This is a genomic window from Rothia sp. ZJ932 (genome assembly GCF_016924835.1).
GTDB lineage: Bacteria > Actinomycetota > Actinomycetes > Actinomycetales > Micrococcaceae > Rothia.
The window spans coordinates 875623-896072 of sequence record NZ_CP070480.1 but is presented as its reverse complement, the minus strand read 5'-3'; the positions used below and the strand labels follow the sequence as shown (position 1 = coordinate 896072).

Annotated in this window: 21 protein-coding genes; 6 read left to right on the top strand and 15 right to left on the bottom strand. The window is 55.2% G+C overall.

Annotated elements, in window-relative coordinates; all coding sequences use genetic code 11:
* Positions 1 to 55: 55 nt before the first annotated feature.
* A complete protein-coding gene (locus JR346_RS04140; protein WP_205483481.1) occupies positions 56 to 1096 on the top strand; it encodes an ADP-ribosylglycohydrolase family protein in 1041 nt (346 codons plus the stop codon).
* A 43-nt stretch (positions 1097 to 1139) separates the two neighbouring features.
* On the opposite strand, the gene JR346_RS04135 is transcribed toward JR346_RS04140, so the two are convergent.
* From JR346_RS04135 to clpS, 7 genes are all read right to left on the bottom strand, one after another.
* Positions 1140 to 2009, bottom strand: a complete 870-nt coding sequence (locus JR346_RS04135; protein WP_205483479.1) for a phosphotransferase — start codon at positions 2007 to 2009, stop codon at positions 1140 to 1142.
* Positions 2010 to 2041: 32 nt separating this feature from the next.
* Positions 2042 to 2677, bottom strand: coding sequence for an RdgB/HAM1 family non-canonical purine NTP pyrophosphatase (gene rdgB, locus JR346_RS04130; protein ID WP_205483469.1), 636 nt, complete (start codon positions 2675 to 2677; stop codon positions 2042 to 2044).
* Between the two features lies 1 nt (position 2678).
* On the bottom strand, positions 2679 to 3419 hold the full coding sequence (gene rph / locus JR346_RS04125; RefSeq protein WP_204876842.1) for a ribonuclease PH: 741 nt from the start codon (positions 3417 to 3419) through the stop codon (positions 2679 to 2681).
* 32 nt (positions 3420 to 3451) lie between these two features.
* Positions 3452 to 4297 (bottom strand): MBL fold metallo-hydrolase, encoded by an 846-nt coding sequence (locus tag JR346_RS04120; RefSeq protein ID WP_205483459.1) that lies wholly within the window; start codon positions 4295 to 4297, stop codon positions 3452 to 3454.
* A gap of 11 nt (positions 4298 to 4308) precedes the next feature.
* Positions 4309 to 5313, bottom strand: coding sequence for a glutamate racemase (gene murI, locus JR346_RS04115; RefSeq protein ID WP_204876844.1), 1005 nt, complete (start codon positions 5311 to 5313; stop codon positions 4309 to 4311).
* Positions 5314 to 5460: 147 nt separating this feature from the next.
* Complete coding sequence (locus tag JR346_RS04110; RefSeq protein WP_205483457.1) at positions 5461 to 6042, bottom strand: DUF2017 family protein; 582 nt, start codon at positions 6040 to 6042, stop codon at positions 5461 to 5463.
* A gap of 3 nt (positions 6043 to 6045) precedes the next feature.
* Positions 6046 to 6360 carry an ATP-dependent Clp protease adapter ClpS gene (gene clpS, locus JR346_RS04105; RefSeq protein WP_370592479.1) on the bottom strand — a complete coding sequence of 105 codons (315 nt, stop codon included), beginning with the start codon at positions 6358 to 6360 and terminating at the stop codon, positions 6046 to 6048.
* A 165-nt stretch (positions 6361 to 6525) separates the two neighbouring features.
* Between clpS and JR346_RS04100 the strand changes: the two genes are divergently transcribed.
* From JR346_RS04100 to JR346_RS04090, 3 genes are all read left to right on the top strand, one after another.
* Positions 6526 to 7839: a nicotinate phosphoribosyltransferase gene (locus JR346_RS04100; RefSeq protein ID WP_255521927.1), complete on the top strand. Its 1314-nt coding sequence runs from the start codon at positions 6526 to 6528 to the stop codon at positions 7837 to 7839.
* A 4-nt stretch (positions 7840 to 7843) separates the two neighbouring features.
* Positions 7844 to 8470, top strand: a complete 627-nt coding sequence (locus JR346_RS04095) for an isochorismatase family protein (protein WP_204876848.1) — start codon at positions 7844 to 7846, stop codon at positions 8468 to 8470.
* A 213-nt stretch (positions 8471 to 8683) separates the two neighbouring features.
* Positions 8684 to 9766: a CAP domain-containing protein gene (locus JR346_RS04090; protein ID WP_205483455.1), complete on the top strand. Its 1083-nt coding sequence runs from the start codon at positions 8684 to 8686 to the stop codon at positions 9764 to 9766.
* 218 nt (positions 9767 to 9984) lie between these two features.
* Here the strand turns inward: JR346_RS04090 and JR346_RS04085 are convergent, their stop codons facing one another.
* The 5 genes from JR346_RS04085 to JR346_RS04065 form a co-directional block, all read right to left on the bottom strand.
* Positions 9985 to 11793 (bottom strand): DEAD/DEAH box helicase, encoded by a 1809-nt coding sequence (locus JR346_RS04085; RefSeq protein WP_204876852.1) that lies wholly within the window; start codon positions 11791 to 11793, stop codon positions 9985 to 9987.
* Positions 11794 to 12028: 235 nt separating this feature from the next.
* A complete protein-coding gene (locus tag JR346_RS04080) occupies positions 12029 to 12316 on the bottom strand; it encodes a DUF3039 domain-containing protein (protein ID WP_204876853.1) in 288 nt (95 codons plus the stop codon).
* Between the two features lie 86 nt (positions 12317 to 12402).
* The gene (locus JR346_RS04075) at positions 12403 to 13986 is read right to left on the bottom strand and encodes a hypothetical protein (RefSeq protein WP_204876854.1); all 1584 of its coding nucleotides are present in this window, start codon (positions 13984 to 13986) and stop codon (positions 12403 to 12405) included.
* Positions 13971 to 14891, bottom strand: coding sequence for an ABC transporter ATP-binding protein (locus JR346_RS04070; RefSeq protein WP_205483453.1), 921 nt, complete (start codon positions 14889 to 14891; stop codon positions 13971 to 13973). The genes JR346_RS04075 and JR346_RS04070 overlap by 16 nt, the downstream gene beginning before the upstream one ends.
* Positions 14892 to 15021: 130 nt before the next feature.
* Positions 15022 to 15951, bottom strand: coding sequence for a tetratricopeptide repeat protein (locus tag JR346_RS04065; protein ID WP_205483451.1), 930 nt, complete (start codon positions 15949 to 15951; stop codon positions 15022 to 15024).
* 156 nt (positions 15952 to 16107) lie between these two features.
* Here JR346_RS04065 and JR346_RS04060 point away from each other — a divergent pair, with 156 nt between their 5' ends.
* Complete coding sequence (locus tag JR346_RS04060; protein WP_205483449.1) at positions 16108 to 17358, top strand: AI-2E family transporter; 1251 nt, start codon at positions 16108 to 16110, stop codon at positions 17356 to 17358.
* Positions 17359 to 17464: 106 nt separating this feature from the next.
* Here the strand turns inward: JR346_RS04060 and JR346_RS04055 are convergent, their stop codons facing one another.
* Positions 17465 to 17791 carry an ATP/GTP-binding protein gene (locus JR346_RS04055; protein WP_205483447.1) on the bottom strand — a complete coding sequence of 109 codons (327 nt, stop codon included), beginning with the start codon at positions 17789 to 17791 and terminating at the stop codon, positions 17465 to 17467.
* Positions 17792 to 17895: 104 nt separating this feature from the next.
* Here JR346_RS04055 and nucS point away from each other — a divergent pair, with 104 nt between their 5' ends.
* Entirely contained in the window at positions 17896 to 18612 is a 717-nt protein-coding gene (gene nucS, locus JR346_RS04050) for an endonuclease NucS (RefSeq protein WP_204876864.1), read from the top strand.
* 94 nt (positions 18613 to 18706) lie between these two features.
* On the opposite strand, the gene JR346_RS04045 is transcribed toward nucS, so the two are convergent.
* A complete protein-coding gene (locus tag JR346_RS04045; protein WP_204876866.1) occupies positions 18707 to 18964 on the bottom strand; it encodes a F0F1 ATP synthase subunit epsilon in 258 nt (85 codons plus the stop codon).
* A gap of 2 nt (positions 18965 to 18966) precedes the next feature.
* Positions 18967 to 20430 carry a F0F1 ATP synthase subunit beta gene (atpD, locus tag JR346_RS04040; RefSeq protein ID WP_205483445.1) on the bottom strand — a complete coding sequence of 488 codons (1464 nt, stop codon included), beginning with the start codon at positions 20428 to 20430 and terminating at the stop codon, positions 18967 to 18969.
* Between the last annotated feature and the right edge of the window lie 20 nt (positions 20431 to 20450).

Below are 20450 nucleotides of genomic sequence, written 5' to 3'. Positions count from 1 at the left end.
GGCGTTATGTACCGCACCTAGCAGATGACAATTTATCACCCGTAGAATGGTGGTTATGGATACCCGTTTCCCAGCCCCCGATGCCAGCACCCACCGTTACCGAGACCAGGTTGCTGCCCTCGTCCGTGCTCTTTTCGCGGTGCCCGGTGGCGGTTCGTCGACGGCTCTTGCCGATGCTCAGTTAGCTCTGTATACGCTCGATGGCATCAGCGAGGTTTTGGAGTGGAATAACGATGGAGTCCACGCCGATGAACTTGCCTGCATCTGGCTTGCTTATACGCGCTGGTTGCGTACCGGCGGCACTCTGATATCAGATGCGGTGCCATTTGCTCCTCCGCGTCCCCTCGATAACACCGCTGTAATGCGCAGCAGACGCAGTACGGACGCCGCCACCCTCACGATTTTGAACGGTGGTGAAATGCAGCTGGTGGGTAAGGCTCCCATTACCACCAACGATTCAGCATCAGCGATGCTGCCCGTAGCGATGCTGGGTTTGCTACCGGTTGCTGATGAGCGCACTGTAATCTCTTTAGCAGCTAAAACAGCGACGCTGACCCATGATGCCGAGCAGGCACGGGCGGCGGCAGTAAGCTGCGCCCTATTGCTACGTTCTTTACTCGGTGCCCAGGACGCTCAGGAGTCTGCCCTGCACACCGCAACCCTCAGGGTGCGGGATTGGTTGGCAGATACCCGCGACGCCGCATTTACTCACGGTGCTGCCGAGGTTTTGGAGGCAGTCGATGCCGCCCTCAAGTGCGCACGTCAGCCGCTGACCTTACAAAATCTTTCTGCAGCTTTTGGATCGGGTCTGACCGCATCTGCCCAGCTAGGGGCTACTCTGACAATGGTCTTGCATGCCGAAGCCAGCCTGCAAAAACAAGAAAATACAATCACTGAGATACTGAGTGAAATCGCCGAGTATGACAGAGCACTCACCGGCACAACTGACTACCGGATGTTCGCGTTGAGCGCCGTTTTACTGGCAGCATGCCACCCAGCATCAGCCACCGACGACATCGAGGTTCTGCCCGAGGCGCTGCCTGCTCTCGATCTCATTCTCAGCAACTGGTTGGCGCAAATCGGTTCGCCACAGTAACCGCACGGTGAGTATCTAAGCAGGTGCCCCCTTGGCGTAAGGATTATGTGAGTTCGTCCCTGTGGCTTCTTAACCAGTCGTCGGCGCGTTCCACAGCAAGGCGGACAATTGCACCGCCCATACCGTTGTTGAGGGTATAAGCCACAGCTTGGAGTGCCAGCAGACGAGAGAGAACCCGCGCCCGATCAATCTCAGCCGGTGTTACCGCTTTGCTCAGGGACTCCCAGCCGTACCAATTGCCCAAAGTGGCAAGGTCAAAGGCAGGGTCACCAATGGTGGTGTGATCCCAGTCAATGACCCCTGCCAAACGATCGCCCTGCCAAAGAATGTTATGCCCCGCTAAATCACCGTGTACAAGGGTTGGTTCAACCGGTTCAAGAGCGAGCACACTGTCAATGGCTGCGCGGGCTAGTTTCTGGTTATTACTGAGCAGTAGCGGTACAACCTGTTCACGCAAGGTTTTCTCCCAGTCGGTCCCGCCCCAGTGTGCGTGCTGGGTATCGAGATAGGGCACCATGCCCACGGTATCTACCGCCCGGATCTCTTTTACTAAAGTAGCCAAAGCCTTTTCGGGGGCTGAACCTGGATTACGAGGTTCACCCTTAATCCAGGTATAGCCAATAGCGGTGTACCCGTTACGGGTAATAACGCGGGTGATGGGTCGGGGAACTTCAAAGGAAAGGTTGGTGGGCAGTCGCCTCAAAACTTCAGTGCGTCTAGCTACTAAAAAAGCAGTGCGGTCGGTCTTAGCAACGCGCACGCTCAGCTGGTTGCCCATATTGATAACCACGTGAGCGCTACCGCTATTGCGCACGTCCCAGCGATCCATCGCAATGTTCAGACCGGCTTGGGTCATGACTGCCTTGACGACAGGCAGAAACTTCATCTGCTCCAGATGCACTACTGTGGGCATCCTACTCACCAACCTTTATACAGTGATTCACCTTACTTTACAGCAAGAGCTTTCTGCAGGTGGGGAATCAGGGCGGTAAATGCCCGAGCGCGGTGACTCATCGAGTTTTTAACCTCCGCACCAATTTCTGCACAGGATTTTCCCGCTAGTTCTCCGGTGAGTTCGGTGGGGGCAAGAATTGGGTCGTAACCAAAGCCGCCTTCTCCGCGGGGTTCGCGTAGCAAAATGCCCGGAAGCTCTCCGTGCTCCACGGCGGTCTCGCCCTCAGGCGTTGCCAAGGACGCCGCGCACATGAAGCGAGCGCCGCGGTGCTCCTCGGCGATATCTGCTAATTGCGCCAGTAGCAGGTTGAGGTTGGCGGTGTCGTCCCCGTGCTGCCCAGCCCAGCGGGCAGAGAAGATGCCGGGGGCTCCCCCGAGAACATCAACGGCTAGCCCGGAGTCATCGGCAATGGCGATAAGACCGGACTCGCTGGCTGCGGCGCGTGCTTTGAGCAGGGAGTTCTCTGCAAAGGTGACTCCGTCTTCCACAACATCGGGCAGGCTGACATCTGCTGCTGACACCACATCGGTATCAACGTCAAGACCTTCAATGCGACCGCGCAGAATCTCGCGTAGTTCACGCAGTTTACCCGCGTTGTGGGTGGCAAGTACTACTTTCGCACCCATCTTAGCTCTCCAAGGTTTCACGCTGAATACGGGTCAGTTCGGTGGTGCCCACCAGCGCCAAATCGAGCAGCTGGTTGAGTTCATCGCGGTCAAAAGCAGCACCCTCGGCGGTGCCCTGTACCTCAACAAACTTACCCTCACCGGTAACTACAACGTTCATGTCAGTCTCAGCACGCACGTCCTCAACGTAGGGAAGATCGAGCATAGGAACACCGTCGATAATGCCAACAGAAATAGCGGCAACAGAACCGGTCAGTGGCTGAGCGTTCTTAGGCAGAATCTTCTCATTCTTAGCCCACTGGATTGCCTCAGCCAAAGCCACGTAGGCACCGGTGATCGCTGCGGTGCGGGTACCGCCGTCTGCCTGGAGTACGTCGCAATCAAGAACAATCGTGTTCTCCCCCAGTGCTTTGGTGTCGATGATGGCTCGTAGGGAGCGACCAATCAGACGTGAAATCTCATGGGTGCGTCCGCCAATCTTGCCCTTGACTGATTCACGGGAGGAACGGGTACCGGTCGCGCGCGGCAGCATAGCGTACTCCGCCGTTACCCAACCGGTGCCCTGCCCCTTAAGCCAGCGGGGCACGCCTTCTGTGAAAGAAGCGGTACACAGCACGCGGGTATTGCCAAATTCAATCAGGGCTGAGCCTTCAGCGTTGGCTGACCAGCCGCGGGTAATCTTCACCGGACGCAACTGATCGGTGGCGCGTCCGTCTTCTCGCTGTACAGAAATTTCGCTCATAGTTTTTGTGCTCTCTTTATCTCTAGAAAATCTTAGTGACACTGCACCACAGATAAGGTGGTGGTAGGCGGGTTGGTAGGTTGCGGATGCGGATGCACCCGGTAGCTTGCCGATACTTCGGCGATACCGGTGGGTCCAGAAAAAGTTTCTTGTGCCTCGGCGAGCGCCGTTGCAGGGTCAGTCCACACCGGCAGGTGCGTGAGCAGAAGGTTGCGCACCCCCGCCTCTTCAGCTACCTGACCGGCGCGCTTGCCCGTAAGGTGAATACCGCGCAGGGCATCGTCGCGCCCTTCCTGATAGGCGGCCTCACACAGCAGCAAATCAGCACCCTGCGATGCCTCAACAATGCCCCGACAGTAATCGGTATCACCCGAATAGGTCAGCACTGTTTTACCCTCAGCGGTAGTACACTCAATGCGCATCGCGTAGGGCTCCTCGGTAGGGTGCAGCACCTCAAAAGGCGTCACGGTGAAAGGACCAATGTGTACTTGTTCGTGATGAGCCCAACTGTGAAAATTAAACTCGGTGCTCATGCCCACCTCATCGTAATGACCGTGTGTATGACGCAAATAATCATGCAGAGTTGAAGGACCGTACAGAGGAATAGGCTCTTTCTCCCAACCACGCGGATCCCACTTCACCGCCACGTGCACCCCCGATAAGTCGATACAGTGATCGGGGTGCAAGTGCGAAATCAAAATAGCATCAACATCTTTGAGATCAACATGGCGTTGCAACACGCCAAAAGCGCCATTACCCATATCAAGCACAATGCGCCAAGTTTTACCCGCATCATCCGTCGCCGTCACCATATAGCATGACGCCGGAGAATGGGGGCTGGGAAAAGATCCTGAATTTCCGATAATGGTAAGACGCATTGGATTTTTCCTTACGCAGTGCCCGAGGAATGACCTGGGAAAGTTGAATCAGCAGGTGAACCCTTAGGCTGATCTGATAGTTCCGGTGAAACATTCACCGTCGGTGCAGCTGGCACCACGGCTAATGAACCTGTTGGGAAACGCTCCGCCACAGATTCAGTGTGGCGGACACGAGCATCCACCGAGCCCAGAAAACGGTGAACAAGACGGTCAAAAGTTTCGGTTTCTCCGGTTGCCAAGAACTCGTGGGAGGTCGGTAGCTCAGCAGAACGCTCCATCGAGTGCTCCACTAGGGCACGAAAAACGTCCTTGGCGCTCTCCTCAGATGAAGACACTAGGGTCACGTCATCACCCATCAAGTATGAAATAACGCCGGTCAGCAACGGGTAATGGGTGCAGCCCAACACCACGGTATCGACCCCCGCGTCCTTCAAGGGCTGCAAATACTGACGCGCCGTTTCAAGTAGTTCCGAACCGCTCGTGATGCCTTTTTCAACAAACTCCACGAAACGAGGGCAGGCAACAGATATCACCTCAATATCAGAGGCAACAGCAAAAGTATCTTCATAAGCACGCGAGGTCACTGTCGCTTCAGTGGCGATCACTCCCACCTTACGGTTTCGGGTCGCGGCAACGGCACGACGCGCGGCGGGTTGAATAACCTCAACCACCGGAATACCGTACGAACGGGTGTAACGCTCGCGCGCATCACGCAGCACCGCGGCAGAAGCGGTATTGCAGGCAATCACTAACATCTTCACGCCCGAATCGACCAACTCATCCATAATACGCAGAGCATGTGCCCGCACCTGGGCAATAGTCAGCGGCCCGTAAGGCCCGTGCGCGGTATCGCCAACATAAATAATGTTCTCGTGTGGCAGCTGATCCATAATGGCACGCGCAACCGTCAGCCCACCCACACCAGAATCAAACACACCAATAGGCGCACTGGGAGTGGGGCGTGCGGGTATCTGAGAGCCCCACGCACTCGAAACGGTTTCAGCTGAATATGTCATAGTCTTTCGTAACCTACAGTAGTAGAAATCAGCACCCGCTAGCTGTAGTTGCGGACACCTTTTAGTGCGTTGAGGGAGCCATCACGCTACTGCGCTTCTCTCTCTTCTCCCACTCAGAGCACAGTAACAACACCGCACCCGACTCGCTTACCGGTTTGCATCATTCTCAGCAAGGTCAAGGCTCTCCAGCATTGAGCTCATCAATGTCTCCTGTAGCCAGGTAGTGAAGTTATACAGCAAAGCCATATACCCCTCGATGTCCTCAACAGATTCAGGATCAGAATAGAGTTTCTCCAAGCGAGCTGAATCCTCGTCAGTCTTAAGATTCAACCGGGTGCCCAAGGTCAGACGCACATCGTTGAGAGCGCCCGCCCACACTCTGGCTTTCTCCTGGTTCAGCACCACGCGTCCGCTGTGCACGTCCATCGACGCTTGCGTCAAAGCCCTCATCTTCTGCTCGCGCAAACCCAATTCGGTGAATTTACGGAACTCATCAGCAACTTCAGGATCATCGCTAGCCACCGGCAACATACGCAACACCGCAGCATCAGTGGGCGCAGCGGCGTCCGCCTTAATACCTAATAACCGCGCGAACTCGTCCTCATGCTGAGCAGCCTCAGGCTCCAAAGTCAGGGCGACATCCTCAAATAACTTAGTGAGCAGCTGAACTTCTTCAGGTTCGAAAACAGCAACGTACCCGGCAGTAGTGCGGGTGAATCCTTCAGCCATCTCTTATACCTCCACTCGTTCAAAGGTTGCCCACAAACCCCAACCGTGCAAGGCAGAGGTGTGCTGTTCAGCTTCTTCGCGAGAACCGGTAAACACCACCGCTTTGCCTTCTTCATGTACAGCGAGCATCAGCCGCTGGGCTTTCTCGGTGCTAAACCCAAAGTGAGAACGAAAAACGTAGGTCACAAAACTCATCAAGTTCACCGGGTCATTCCACACAACTACCTGCCACGGGGAATCAAGGCTCACAGCCTCATCAAAATCCGCCCGAGGCAAGGTTTCAGTCTCGCCTACCGATAGCAGCGGTGATACAAACACAGTCTCACTCCCCAACCCACGCCAAGTAATCAGCGAACTCTTACATTCCCATCTATCCTAAACCACGTGTGCCCCCAGCTTTTACTTTGTGAAGTTTTAGCCCCAATCTGTTCGCTGCCATCGGTGCCTAGGTAAAACCCCCTCGCACCGATTAGACTTGACACCGTGGCTTTATCAACAGCATTACTGACAGATCATTACGAACTCACCATGCTTCAGGCAGCCCTGAAGTCGGGGGCAGCGCACCGCCAGTGTACCTTCGAGGTGTTCACCCGCAGGCTACCGGCAGGACGCCGCTACGGGGTACTCGCGGGCACCGGTAGATTCTTAGAAGGGTTGCAGAATTTCACCTTCTCCAGCAAAGAACTCGACTTCTTAGCTAACCGGGGCATCGTCAACGACGAAACCCTTGAATATCTTGAGAACTACCGGTTCAGCGGAAACATCTCAGGCTACGCCGAGGGAGAGGTATTCTTCCCTTACTCCCCCGTACTTCAAATACAAGGTACCTTCGCTGAAGCAGTGTTGCTTGAAACCTACCTTCTTTCTATTCTCAACTACGACTCTGCTGTGGCATCAGCAGCCTCGCGCATGTCTCTTGCCGCAGGAACGCGTCCCTGCCTTGAAATGGGTTCGCGCCGCGCCCACGACCAAGCAGCAGTAGCAGCCGCACGCGCAGCCATTATCTCGGGCTTCACAGCCACCTCAAACCTAGAAGCCGGTCTGCGTTACGATCTGCCCACCATCGGCACCAGCGCCCACGCCTTTACCCTACTGCACGATAGCGAAGAAGACGCCTTCCGCGCCCAACTCGACTCACTCGGTCTCGACACCACTTTGCTCGTTGATACCTACGACGTTGAAAAAGCGGTACGCCTTGCCATTGAGCTAGCAGGCGACAAGCTCGGCGGCGTCAGGCTAGATTCCGGCGACCTCATCGCCCAGGCAATGTGGGTGAGAGAACTCCTTGACTCCCTCGGCAACCACAACACCAAAATCACTGTTACCAGCGATCTCGACGAGTACGCCATCGCGTCCCTCGCAGCTGCCCCGGTGAACTCCTACGGTGTGGGCACCAAGCTCGTCACCGGCTCGGGCGCACCCACCAGCTCCATGGTCTACAAAATCGTTGCCCGCGAAAACTCAGCAGGCAAGATGGAACCCGTTGCCAAGGCATCTGCTGGCAAGGCATCTGTTGGTGGCGTCAAACAAGCCGTTCGCAGGCTTGACCGCTACGGGGTAGCAACTGCCGAAGTCATTGGCGTTGATACAGAATCCCCCGCAGACTCTAACGACCGCGCACTCATTGTCGATCTGGTACGTAACGGTGAACTTGTCAAAGGGTACACAGGTGCTACCGGCGTTCAGGCTGCGACCAAACGCCACGCGTCCTCAGTCTTGGAGCTGCCCAAGGCAGCCACCCGTCTCTCAAACGGCGACCCCGTAATTCCCACCGAATTTGTCACCACCGAAAGGTAAAAATATGTCACGCGCACTCATTATTGTTGATGTTCAAAACGATTTCTGCCCCGGTGGTACCCTGGCTACCGAGCGTGGTGCCGAGGTTGCCGCGCTCATCAGTGAATACGTTGAACGAACCCATGACACCTACGATGCCATTGCCGCTACCCAGGATTGGCACATCGAACCCGGTAACCATTTCAGTGAAACCCCTGATTACAAAGACTCTTGGCCCGTACACTGCGTCGCTGAATCAGCTGGCGCTGAGATTCACCCCGATTTGGACACCGACTACATTGAGGCGTACTTTCGCAAAGGTACCTACGATGCAGCCTACTCAGGTTTTGAGGGTCTGCTTGCCCCCGAAGATACCGTGATGACCGGAGAACGCGAAGCCAACGCCCGAGTTGAGGATGACACCCCCAAGCTCTCCCTCGATGACTGGCTGAACGAACGCGAGATCACCGATATTGATGTTGTAGGTATCGCCACAGATTTCTGTGTCAAAGCAACCGCCCTTGATGCAGTGGATGCAGGCTACGAAACTCGCGTACTAACCGACCTCACCTCCCCCGTGTCTGAGGATGGCTACGAGGACGCGCTTGAAGAACTCGAGGACGCAGGCATCACGCTCGCAGAAGCCCTCTAGATTTTTCCCTTGCCCTCCGGTGCTGCGGTTACCGGAGGGTTTTTGTATACCCGTTGTTCGGTACATCCATCGACAACTGTGGGGGTCGGTGGCTCTGGTTACAGGTGTAACATTTCGTTTTTTAGGACGCCACGGGCGTTACCTCCTAGAGATCTGTTCGGGCTTTATACGATAGATGCGTATCACATTCGCTTCATCTTACAAGGAGTTCTCATGGGCAATCTCGTCTTTTCTCGCCGCGCGTTTCTAACCGGTGTTACAGCGGCTAGTGTTAGTCTCACGCTACCGCAGGCAGCCTCAGCAGCAACGTTCATTGACGTTCCACCCAGCACAGCTTTTTCTCATGAAATCAACTGGCTCGCTCGCATCGGAATCACCACGGGCTGGGATACCCCTCACGGCAAAGAATACCGCCCTCTTCTTTCTATCAAGAGGGACGCGATGGCAGCCTTCCTTTACCGTCACGCGGGCTATCCTGCCTTCACGCCCCCGACCGTTTCGCCTTTCAGCGACCTTTCGCCCAGCCAGCAGTTCTACAAAGAGATGTGTTGGCTACGTTCTCAGGGTATTTCAACCGGTTGGGTTACTGCCCGCGGCGCTGAATACCGCCCTCTCGAACCCATCAACCGCGATGCCATGGCAGCTTTCCTCTACCGTTACGCTGGTTCACCGAACTTCTCAGCCCCGGTGCGGTCGCCTTTTGTCGATCTAGTACCCAGCCAGCAGTTCTATAAAGAAATGTGCTGGCTCTACGCTCAAGGCATTTCGACCGGTTGGGTTACTGCCCGCGGCGCTGAATACCGCCCTCTCGAACCCATCAACCGCGATGCCATGGCAGCTTTCCTCTACCGCTTTAGTCACAAGGTCAAGCCCGTGGGCAAGGTAAGCCCCGTGACTCCGTCCTTGAGCTATGAGCAGCAGGTCGTACAAGCTCTGCTCCCCTTGGTGAACGCCGAACGAGCTAAAGTCGGGTCTCCTGCCTTGAAGCACAATCTTTCAATCCAGAAGGTAGCTCAAGATTGGTCAGGTGTTATGGCTCGTGAGGATTCGCTCTACCACAACCCCTCGTATAGCGACCAGATTCCCGCTGGGTGGAATCTGGCTGCCGAGAACGTGGCTTATAACTGGAAGAAAAACAGTGCCCAAGATATGGCGAAAGCGCTGATGACCCAGTGGATGAATTCCCCCGGTCACCGCAGGAATATTCTCACCCCCGGGTTTACCGATTTCGGTGCTGGCATCTCGATAACCGCTACCAATAAGGTCTTCGGTTGTCAGGTATTCGCTCGATACTAGAGTCAACGCCTTATACCTTCTCAGGGGATTTCCCGTGTCAGCGGGGAAAGTCCTCTTTTCTATAGTTACTTCCGTCCCAAGAACCAGTCCTGCAACTTATCTAGGCGGGCTTGCAACTGGTCGGCGTTAGCTTGCTGGAGGGAGATTTCCCGAGTAAGCGAGGAACAAGAAATCTCCCTCCAGAAAAGTTCCATCACAGATAACTCTGTGAAAAGTGGCTACTTCCGTCCCAAGAACCAGTCCTGCAACTTATCTAAGCGGGCTTGCAACTGGTCGGCGTTAGCTTGAGGTACCGCCGGTCCTCCGCATACTCTTCTAAGTTCATTGTGAACAGAACCGTGGGGTTTGCCAGTTTTGGCTGCCCAGGCTGAGACATTTTTGGCGAGTTGGTTGCGGAGGTTTTTGAGTTGGCGGTGGTCGACGACGTTGGGTTCGGTGGTGCGGGCAGATGCTGGACGTTTGGAGGCGTATTCTTGTTGGCGGGCGCGCAGTAGGGTGCCTACTTGGTCGGCGTCGAGCAGTCCGGGTATGCCGAGGTAGTCTTGGTCTTCGTCGGTGGCGTCGTCCATGCCGCCCATGGAGAATTCTGAGCCGTCGAAGAGGACTCCGTGAAATGAGGCTTGGGAGCCGATGGCTTCAAATTTTCCGCAGGTGAGTTCGTCGGATGCTTTTTCTTCTTGGTTAGCTTCGTTGATGAGGTGATCGTCGAGACCTTCGTTGAGGGGGTCTTGGGGTATATCGTCGCCGGTGGTTTTGCGGTCGAGGGCGTGATCGCGTTCTTCTTCCATTTCGTTGGCGAGCATCATGAGCTGCGGTACGGAGGGCAAGAAGACGGAGGCTGTTTCGCCGCGTTTGCGCGAGCGCACGAAACGTCCGATTGCCTGGGCGAAGAAGAGCGGGGTTGAGGTGGAGGTAGCGTAGACACCGACCGCTAGGCGAGGAACGTCCACGCCTTCAGATACCATGCGTACCGCTACCATCCAGCGGGAGGTTCCCTCTGAGAACTTGTCGATGTTGTTGGAGGCTTCTTTGTCGTCAGAGAGGATAACCGCGGGTTTTTCACCGGTGATTTTCTGTAGCTGCGTGGCGTAGGCTTTGGCGTCGGCGTGGTCAGTAGCGATGACGAGACCGCCAGCGTCCGGCACTGTTCGACGCACTTCGGTCAAACGTTTATCTGCCGCGGCAAGGACGGTAGGAATCCACTGCCCCTGAGGGTCAAGGGCTGTGCGCCATGCCTGGGCTGTGATGTCTTTGGTGAATCCTTCACCCAGGTTAGCTGCCATTTCTTCGCCTGCGCTGGTTCGCCAGCGCATCTGACCGGAATATGCCATGAAGATGACCGGTCGCACAACGTGGTCTTTGAGGGCGGGCCCGTAACCGTAGGAGTAGTCGGACTTTGAGCGGCGGATGCCTTCTTTATCTTCTTCGTACTGTACGAAGGGAATAGCGGCGGTGTCTGAGCGAAAGGGTGTGCCGGTGAGAGCCAAGCGGCGGTGGGCTGGTTCGAAGGCTTCACGCAGACCATCGCCCCAGCTCAGGGAGTCACCGGCGTGGTGGATTTCATCGAGGATCACCAGGGTGCGCCCGTTTTCGGTGCGTGCCCGGTGCAGCAGGGGTTTGTTGGCGACCTGGGAGTAGGTGAGCGCAACTCCCTGGTACTCGCGTCCGTGGGAGCCGTCAGAGTTCTTGAAGTTCGGGTCAATAGAGATACCGACGCGAGCGGCGGCGTCCGCCCATTGACGCTTGAGGTGGTCGGTGGGTGCCACAACGGTCATGCGGTTGATGGTTCCGCGGTTGAAGAGTTCTTTAGCAACGGTAAGCGCGAAGGTGGTTTTACCCGCGCCGGGGGTTGCTACCGCCATGAAGTCGCGCGGGTTGGTGGCAAAGTATTTTTCCATGGCTTCTTGCTGCCAGGCACGCAGTTTAGGGGCTGTGCCCCATGCGGCGCGTTCGGGGTAAGCCGGAGGCAAATCAGCGCCAGCGCCAAACAAAGTGGGTTGTTCGTGAGTGCTCACTTCTACCTCCATAGTGTGCGGGTTACCCCTCTTGAGCTCACAGAGGGTCAGCTTTAAGATTCTAGCCCCCGTATGCCGCGCTTGCCCACCCCCAGTGGGTAGCAGAAAGTCACACTGTTTCTTTGTCTCTGGATAGTTACCGCAGTATTCGTGAGAATATCGCGGGTTTCACAGTGATAGTGTTTTGCAGGAAGAAAAAAGTACCGCCGTCAGGCGGTACTTTCTTTGCTCTTTGGGTCTGGGGAGCTTACTGCTCGTCATCCTTACCCGGTGCTAGACCCTCGTACACCTCTTTGCACTGGGGGCAAACGGGGAACTTCTCAGGATCACGCCCGGGGGTCCAGATTTTGCCGCAGAGCGCACGCACCGGCTCACCGGTGAGGGCTGATTCCATAATCTTTTCTTTACGCACGTAGTGTGAAAAACGCTCGTGGTCGCCGGGCTCAGCAGCCTGGGTCTCTTCGCGTTCTAGGACGGCGGTACCGCCTGAGGTGCTCGGTGCGAAAGGGTCTTCAACGCCGGGAATAGATGACATACTGGCATGCTCCTTGTCTGTGAGGTCTTTCCAGTTTCAGTCTAAGGGATGATGAGGAGCTAAAAAAGCTGCCCTGCCCCCCTACCCTAGGCTTTGCGACTCACCCGCTGGAGAGCGTCCGCCGAATGCCGATCAAAGCGTTTTGCGCCGATGGTGATACCGAGGTAGAAGAAGGCAAGACCAAAAATCAGGCTAAAGGCAACACCAATCCAGCTCCACAGGGGGTTCTGTGTAACGGCGTACGCAATCCAGAAGCCGCTGCTGGGGAGGGCGGTAGCAAAAAGCAAGATAGTAAAGCCCATCTGCACAAAGCTTTTGGCAACACCGTCTGGGTTGCGCTGGCTTTTCCAGGGGCTGGTGCCCGGTGGTGGCGTGGGTATGGAAAGCACCATATCAAGTAAAGCGCCCATACCAATACCGTTGAGGAACATCATGATGCTCATGGCAAGCACAATCGGTAGGTAGGTAATGCTATGTATGATTAGCATGTAGGCGGTGGTTCCGATGAGAATCATCGGGCCTAACACGAGCATCAAACCGTAGGCACGCCCCAGCCTGTCATCAATACCGCGCAGAGGGGCAAGCACATGCATAGAGAATGCAGAGTTATCGTAAGAGACCAGATAGGCGTAGACATAACCTGCCATTGCCGGTACAAGGAAGGGAACCACCGGATTTACAAAGGGGTCATCGCTGTTGATCCCGGTCACCGAGAAGATAACATAAAGTGCCGGCACCATAATGACGTGCAAGCTTGGGCGCGGGTCTTTGAGCAGGGTAAGCACCGTGCGGGCTGCGATAGCGCCACGGGCAGTTGCGGGGAAAACACCCAGCAGACCAATACTGCCGCGGTTCACCGTTTTGCTAGCGGTATTGCCAGAGTATGCCCCCACATTTACCATCGTCAGAGCTAGCTGTCTGTGCCAGAGCCACCAAGCAACAGCAGTGTAGATAAGAGCCAGAACCAGGCTCAACCCCGCCAACAGATAATCGCCCACGGCAAGGTGGGCGGGCACCGCCCAGGGGGCACCTAACGGAGTAAATCCTAGGACGCGCGCGATAGTAGGCAGCTGATCCCATACCGCTGACAGAAGGTTAGTTAGTCCCATAAAAATAGGACCCAAACCTATCAGAAGAACAAAAGCAACGCCACTCATGATTTGAGCGGTTTTGCGGTTAGAGCGCAAACGCAGACTTACCAGGGTGATGAAGCGAGAGAAAGAAATAATGAGTAGCACCGCTACAGGTGCTACCAGCAGGTAGCTTAAAGCAACGAGCGGATGTCTCACGGTGGCAACGGTAGCCACCGCGATAAAGGCAAGGGTGATGAACCCCGGCAAGCCGATAAAACCGCCCCAAAACTGCCCCCACTGCAGCTGACGAGTGGTCAGAGGGTAGGGCACCAGACGGTCGGGGTCTAAAGTGGCATCGGCACCCGATGCAACCACTGGCACCGTCCACCATAATAGTGCCAGAGCAGAGCCAAAAAGAATCAGGAAGATAAAAATTGCTTCACGGCTGCTGCCTGCGGCAACAGCGCCAGCACCGAAACCGATGAGAGCGCCCAAAGCGTACAAGCCACCGAAAATTGCACCGATTAAAGACCAGATATTATTGCGGAACGAGGCCTTGAAATACTCCCATTTCAAAGAGGTTAGGATCTTAACCATGAGATACCCTCCCCCGCCTCGTGGCGTCCACCCACCAGCGAAATAAAGCGCTCCTCCAGGCTGAGACCCTGGCTCACCTCTTCGGTGGTACCTGCTGCCAGAATACGTCCGTCGTTCATAATGGCAACGTGATCGCACAGGCGCTGCACCAGATCCATGACGTGCGAGGAAAGAATAACGGTGCCTCCGTGTACCACAAAGGCTTTGAGAATATCTTGAATATTCGAGGCAGAAACCGGATCAACCGCCTCAAAGGGCTCATCGAGTACCAGTACCGAGGGCGCATGAATCATAGCCGCAGCGAGCGCAACTTTCTTGGTCATGCCCGCAGAGTAGTCGGCAACGACGCGTCCAGCTGCTTCTTCTAGATCCATAGCCCGCAGAAGGTCAGCGGTTCGTTCGGTGACGGTCTGCGCGTCCAAACCGTGCAGACGCCCCGCGTAGGTAATGAGCTGTTCACCGGTGAGGCGGTCAAAGAGATACACCCCGTCAGGAAGAACGCCCACGCGCCTTTTAGCATCCAGTGGTTGCTGCCACACATCAATTCCACCGATGTGTACCTGGCCCTGGGTCGGACGCAGCATACCGGTAGCCATAGAGAGGGTGGTGGTTTTACCCGCACCGTTGCGCCCCACCAGTCCGTAAAAAGAGCCTCGGGGTACGACCAAGTTGATGCCATCGACAGCGACCTTATCACCGAATACTTTGACCAATCCCGAGATTGAGACTGCAGGTGAGCTGGGTTCTGTTGTTTCAGGCGTCACAGGGGTTTCCGTCACGGGCGGACGCGCGGGCGCTGCACCTACCGAGAGGTTTGAGTCGGGGGCTACCTGTTCGGTCTCGTAGCGGTTGTAGTCAGCTTTATTCTGGTCATTGCTTAAAGGTTCCGGGATTATATCACTCATGTAAATCACATTACTATAAAAGCGGTGACCGCGCCCGCAAGAGCACAAAACCCGCTATCGACCGGGGCAGTTTCTACTGTCGGTCGGTAGCGGGTCATGAAGTTATCCGGGCAATAATATGCCAGCTTTACTAGAAGATAGCCATCATCAAATCAGCGCGGGCTTTCTTCACTCGGGGATCGTCAGACCCCACCACGTCAAATAGTTCTAGCAAACGCTCACGCACAGTATTCTTCTGCTCTGCATCTACTGCTTTGAACAGCGTAATCAACCGGTTGAAAGCGTCCTCAACATGACCGCCGGTGACGTCAAGATCAGCCACGTTAAAGGCTGCTTGAACATCAGTGGGATTGGCAGCCGCGGCAGCACGCGCGTCCGCCAACGACAAATCTCCCACGCGCTCCAGCAAACCAACCTGTGCCAGCCCAATCTTGGCATCGCGGTCACCGGGGTTCTCGTTGAGAGCCTGAGTATAGGCATCACGGGCACCAGCAAAGTCCCCAGCGTCAATAGCATCTACAGCTTTTTGATGCAGCGGCGGCAGAGGCTTCTCTGCTTCCCCACCGTGAGGTTCAAAACCACCGGGGAGCTGGTGCTGGGCGGAGAGCTGCAAAACCTGCTGCAGCAGTTGAAGAATCTGCTCTTCACCTACTTGAGAGTTAAACATGGGCGCGGGCTGACCAGCAATCACAGCAATAGCTGCCGGCACGCCCTGGATTTGAAATGCCTGACCGATTTCGGGCAACTTAACAATATCCACAGCTGCCAGTAGAAGATTGCCCCCGGCAGTATTAATAGTGCGTTCAAGAATCTCAAGAGTTTCTTTGGACGCCGGTGAGTGTTCAGCCCACAGGGCAAAAATTACCGCGCCCTGCTGAGAGAGCTGAACGTACTTTTGGAAATCCTCTGGGGTTTCAACATCAAAACGCCAGCTGGGTTCTGCCGCAGGTTCAGGCGAAGGCGCAGCAGCTTGTGCTTGGGAGAGGTCGTAGGCACCGCGTACAGAAGCGGGAATCGGTGTCTGCGGCTGTTGGGGTAAAGGTTGGGTCGGCTGAGTCATCAAAACACCCTTTCATAAAAATTGGTCAGTGTTCTCTCAGCTCCATTCTAAAGCTCCTCCGAGAAGCTCAAGGCAACCATCAAGCCAGCAGCGTAACTACCGGGTGCAGGGGTTAGACTTATAACCGTTATTGAGGGAAAAATTCAGGAGCATACCATGAACGCCGGGGCATCTTTTCGCAAGAAAGGCTCGCATATAGCGCGCAAAGTAAAAAATAAGGTTAAGGAGGGTCATGCGCACCGCAGTTCGCTCTCCCACGCCCCCGAACCTCGCTTTGCACCCCAAGAAGAACACGCCCAGTTGCTCCCCGAAAAACCCGAAAGCCTAGAGAGTACACCTCGCGAGTACATTGCATCAAGCACCATTGCCAACCCCTTTTACTTCGGTTTCTGGGCAACCTCGGGTGTCAGTGCCGCCCTCATCATTTGGTTTGCCTTCAGTAACATAGGCGCATTAGCTGGCTGGGTAACAGGTGCCGTTTTCATTGCGCTGGGTTTAGAGCCGCTGGTTCAGAGACTCACCGCTTGGGGGTTGCCTCGCCTTGCCAGTGTTGCCACCGTCGTTGGCGCCTTTTTACTGGTCGTGGCTGGTTTCATCGTTTACGCGGTGCCTGTCGTCGGCAAGCAGGCTGTTTCCTTCATCAACGACTTTCCCGACACCTTCGAGACCTTCCTCAATTCCGATTTCTTCACCCGTTTAGATCAGCAGTTCCAAGTACGCTCCTACATTGATAACGGAGTGCAAGACTTCTTCGCCCACCTCACCCAAGACTCCAACGTCATGAGCGGTTTCTTCAACGGACTCATCAGTGCCGGATCAACCATCGCTGAAATTGGCACGGGCATTCTAATCGTCACTATTCTCTCAATCTACTTTCTCGCCTCACTACCCATCATCAAAAGCTGGGGTGTTCGCCTGGTGCCAGCGTCTCGGCGTCCGCGCGTCAAAGACCTGACCGAGAAAATCACACACTCCGTCGGTCAATACGTAGCGGGGCAGGCGCTGGTTGCTGTGCTCAATGCAAGCTTCGCGCTCATTGTTATGCTGATCATCCAAGCGCCCTTCCCCCAGCTCCTAGCGCTGTTCGTGCTTATTCTCGCATTTATCCCCCTGGTGGGTGGGGTCACCGCCATGATTTTTGTGTCGCTCGTCTGTCTCGTGGTGAGCTGGAAAACAGCTCTTCTTTTTGCCATCTGCCACATCATCTACCTGCAAATTGAGGCGTACCTGATTTCCCCACGCATCATGTCAAAAGCAGTGGCAGTTCCCGGCGGGCTTGCCATCATTGCTGTAGCAGCCGGCGGCGCCCTGTGGGGAGTACTCGGAGCAATCATCGCTATTCCGGTAGCCGCCTCCCTACTGATTCTGGTACGAGAGGTCTTCATACCGGTTCAAGATCGCAGGTAGGTATCCAACGCTAGCCACATTAGACCACCAGCAGATAGATCCGTAAAAAACGCGTCCTTGCTCCAACCAGCAAGGACGCGTTTTCACAAGTATTTATACCGAGCACCTAGTATTTGCGGCGGGTATTCCAACATTTTTGATGCCAGTGACGGCGCTCTTCAATACCGCGCTCTTTACCAAAAAGATGATCTTCCTGCCACGCCACCAAATGTGCAACACCCGGTTTAACGGAACCATTGCATCCTGGGCACTTATAGGTTTTCTTAGCATTGACTGCGGGAATGTGAGCAATAAACCAGTCTCCATCCCAGGCAGATTCCACTGTGGGCAGGGGGTCGAGAATACGCGAGATATCGCGCCCACCAGTAGGTCTTGGCTTCTGCCATTTGCTCAGGTTAGAGGACGAGCGCGGCTTGGGTGATCTTCTGGGCATGCTGAACATTTTCCCATACTTTTTTACCGCTCGGTAGCAGCGGGTAGCTGAGATTACCCCGCATGAACTAGAGCTGCTCAATACCCGTGCGTTAGAGTTGAACGGTGCAACTAGTAATAGCAACATGTTCCGTAGACTACGAAGGTCGCCTGCGCGCCCACCTACCCCGTGCCAAGCGCCTACTTATGGTGAAAAATGATGGCTCGGTGCTTATTCACTCAGACGGCGGCTCTTATAAGCCGCTCAACTGGATGAGCCCACCGGCGCGTCTTCATATCGCCACTCGCGAAGAGTTTGAGGACACCGAAATTGGTGAGGACGTTGATGCTGAAGTCATTGAGCTTTGGCGTGTACAAGCGGCAAAAACCGATGACAGGCTCGTCATTAAGGTTTACGAGAAGTTTGAGGAGGTCAAACACGATCTTGGTATTGACCCCGGGCTGATTAAAGACGGTGTGGAGGCTGATTTACAGCGCCTACTGGCTGAGCAAATCGAGGTACTCGGCGCAGGTCACACCCTGGTTCGTAGGGAGTACCCCACCGCTATTGGTCCTGTCGATATTCTGGCGAAGGACGCCAACGGCGCTACCGTTGCTATCGAGCTCAAGCGCGTCGGTGATATTGACGGTGTTGAACAGCTCACCCGCTATCTGGAACTACTTAACCGCGACCCCCTGTTGCGTCCTGTCAAGGGCGTCTTTGCTGCCCAGCGCATCAAACCACAGGCCCGTACTCTTGCCGAAGACCGCGGCATCCGCTGCCAGACCTTGGACTACGACGCTATGCGCGGTGTAGACGATGTGGAGTCACGACTCTTCTAATTTTCCCCGCACCACGGCAGTAACTTTTAGACACACCACAAAATGAGCGGCACTTCCCTTGAAAGGGAAGTGCCGCTCATTTTTTAGTCAGAGACTAGACAGTCGCCGCGGTTGCTGCAATAGTCACGCGGTTATTTGACACCGTCAAAAAACCCTCGTGCAGGCGAGCAGTAAACTTCTCACCGTTCATTGCTTCAACCAACAATTCGCCGTCTTCAGCAAGCAAAGCTAAGGTAGGAACGTGGCCAGTCATAATGCCCATGTCGCCCTCAGTGGTGCGAGCACGAACATACTTAGCTTCGCCGGTCCACACGGTTTCTTCGCGTGATACAACTTCTACCTTGAGAGCCATGATTACTTAGCTCCAGTCTGTGCCTTGAGTTCCTCAAAACGGCGCATGACGTCGTCCATACCACCGATGTTGTAGAAGGCCTGCTCGGGGATATGATCCACATCGCCGTTACAGATCATCTGGAAGGACTCGATGGTTTCCTTGAGCGGAACAGTTGAACCCTCAACACCGGTGAATTGCTTAGCAGTGTAGGTGTTCTGTGAGAGGAACTGCTCGATACGACGTGCACGTGACACAACGACCTTCTGCTCTTCGGAAAGCTCGTCAACACCAAGAATCGCAATGATGTCCTGGAGTTCCTTGTTTTCCTGCAGAATCGCCTTGACGCGAATAGCGGTGTCGTAGTGTTCCTGCCCGATGTACTGGGGGTCAAGAATACGTGAGGTCGAGGTCAAGGGGTCGATCGCGGGGTATAGACCACGGGACGCGATGTCACGGTTGAGCTCGGTGGTTGCATCCAAGTGTGCGAAGGTGGTTGCAGGTGCCGGGTCGGTGTAGTCATCCGCAGGCACATAAATTGCCTGCATCGAGGTAATCGAATGACCGCGGGTTGAGGTGATGCGTTCCTGCAACAGACCCATTTCGTCAGCCAGGTTGGGCTGGTAACCCACAGCTGAAGGCATACGACCCAGAAGGGTTGAGACCTCAGAACCCGCCTGAGTAAAGCGGAAGATGTTGTCGATGAAGAGCAGAACATCCTGGTTCTGAACATCGCGGAAGTACTCCGCCATGGTCAGACCGGTCAGCGCAACGCGCAGACGAGTTCCAGGGGGTTCATCCATCTGGCCGAAGACGAGTGCGGTGTCTTTAAGAACACCTGCCTCTTCCATTTCTACCCAGAGGTCGTTACCTTCACGGGTACGCTCACCAACACCGGTGAACACTGAGGTACCACCAAAGTTACGAGCAACACGGGTAATCATTTCCTGGATCAGAACGGTCTTACCAACACCAGCACCACCGAACAGACCAATCTTACCGCCCTTGATGTAAGGGGTCAGAAGGTCGATGGATTTGATGCCGGTCTCCAACATTTCAGTGGAGCCTTCAAGATCAGCAAAGTTAGGTGCTGAACGGTGGATCGGCCAGTAAGTATCAGCCTTGATCTCATCGTTGGAAACATCCAGTGCGTCACCGAGAACGTTGAAGATGTGACCCTTGACGGCATCTCCCACGGGAACGGTGATAGGTGCTCCGGTGTCTACTACGTGCTGACCGCGGACGAGACCGTCGGTAGCCTGCAGTGAAATCGCACGAACCAGTGAATCACCGAGGTGCTGTGCGGTTTCAAAAGTAATTTTGCGGGTCTGACCGTTGACGGTGAGGTCAGCGGTGAGTGCATTGTAGACACCCGGAACCTGACCGGCGGGGAATTCTACGTCAATCACAGGCCCGATAACACGGGCAATGCGACCAGTAGCGCCGCCAGTCGGCTGGGTAGCCGATTCATTCAAAGTGGCAGTCATTTCTCTCACTTACCTGGTTG

What these genes read in the sequence shown, in the direction of transcription:
- JR346_RS04055 (WP_205483447.1), bottom strand. Translation starts at nt 17,791, where the DNA reads ATGCCCAGAAGATCACCCAAGCCGCGCTCGTCCTCTAACCTGAGCAAA.
- JR346_RS04060 (WP_205483449.1), top strand. Translation starts at nt 16,108, where the DNA reads ATGAACGCCGGGGCATCTTTTCGCAAGAAAGGCTCGCATATAGCGCGC.
- JR346_RS04090 (WP_205483455.1), top strand. Translation starts at nt 8,684, where the DNA reads ATGGGCAATCTCGTCTTTTCTCGCCGCGCGTTTCTAACCGGTGTTACA.
- JR346_RS04140 (WP_205483481.1), top strand. Translation starts at nt 56, where the DNA reads ATGGATACCCGTTTCCCAGCCCCCGATGCCAGCACCCACCGTTACCGA.
- JR346_RS04045 (WP_204876866.1), bottom strand. Translation starts at nt 18,964, where the DNA reads ATGGCTCTCAAGGTAGAAGTTGTATCACGCGAAGAAACCGTGTGGACC.
- JR346_RS04085 (WP_204876852.1), bottom strand. Translation starts at nt 11,793, where the DNA reads ATGGAGGTAGAAGTGAGCACTCACGAACAACCCACTTTGTTTGGCGCT.
- JR346_RS04110 (WP_205483457.1), bottom strand. Translation starts at nt 6,042, where the DNA reads ATGGCTGAAGGATTCACCCGCACTACTGCCGGGTACGTTGCTGTTTTC.
- JR346_RS04095 (WP_204876848.1), top strand. Translation starts at nt 7,844, where the DNA reads ATGTCACGCGCACTCATTATTGTTGATGTTCAAAACGATTTCTGCCCC.
- JR346_RS04070 (WP_205483453.1), bottom strand. Translation starts at nt 14,891, where the DNA reads ATGAGTGATATAATCCCGGAACCTTTAAGCAATGACCAGAATAAAGCT.
- rph (WP_204876842.1), bottom strand. Translation starts at nt 3,419, where the DNA reads ATGAGCGAAATTTCTGTACAGCGAGAAGACGGACGCGCCACCGATCAG.
- murI (WP_204876844.1), bottom strand. Translation starts at nt 5,313, where the DNA reads ATGACATATTCAGCTGAAACCGTTTCGAGTGCGTGGGGCTCTCAGATA.
- JR346_RS04120 (WP_205483459.1), bottom strand. Translation starts at nt 4,297, where the DNA reads ATGCGTCTTACCATTATCGGAAATTCAGGATCTTTTCCCAGCCCCCAT.
- atpD (WP_205483445.1), bottom strand. Translation starts at nt 20,430, where the DNA reads ATGACTGCCACTTTGAATGAATCGGCTACCCAGCCGACTGGCGGCGCT.
- JR346_RS04075 (WP_204876854.1), bottom strand. Translation starts at nt 13,986, where the DNA reads ATGGTTAAGATCCTAACCTCTTTGAAATGGGAGTATTTCAAGGCCTCG.
- JR346_RS04065 (WP_205483451.1), bottom strand. Translation starts at nt 15,951, where the DNA reads ATGACTCAGCCGACCCAACCTTTACCCCAACAGCCGCAGACACCGATT.
- JR346_RS04135 (WP_205483479.1), bottom strand. Translation starts at nt 2,009, where the DNA reads ATGCCCACAGTAGTGCATCTGGAGCAGATGAAGTTTCTGCCTGTCGTC.
- JR346_RS04080 (WP_204876853.1), bottom strand. Translation starts at nt 12,316, where the DNA reads ATGTCATCTATTCCCGGCGTTGAAGACCCTTTCGCACCGAGCACCTCA.
- rdgB (WP_205483469.1), bottom strand. Translation starts at nt 2,677, where the DNA reads ATGGGTGCGAAAGTAGTACTTGCCACCCACAACGCGGGTAAACTGCGT.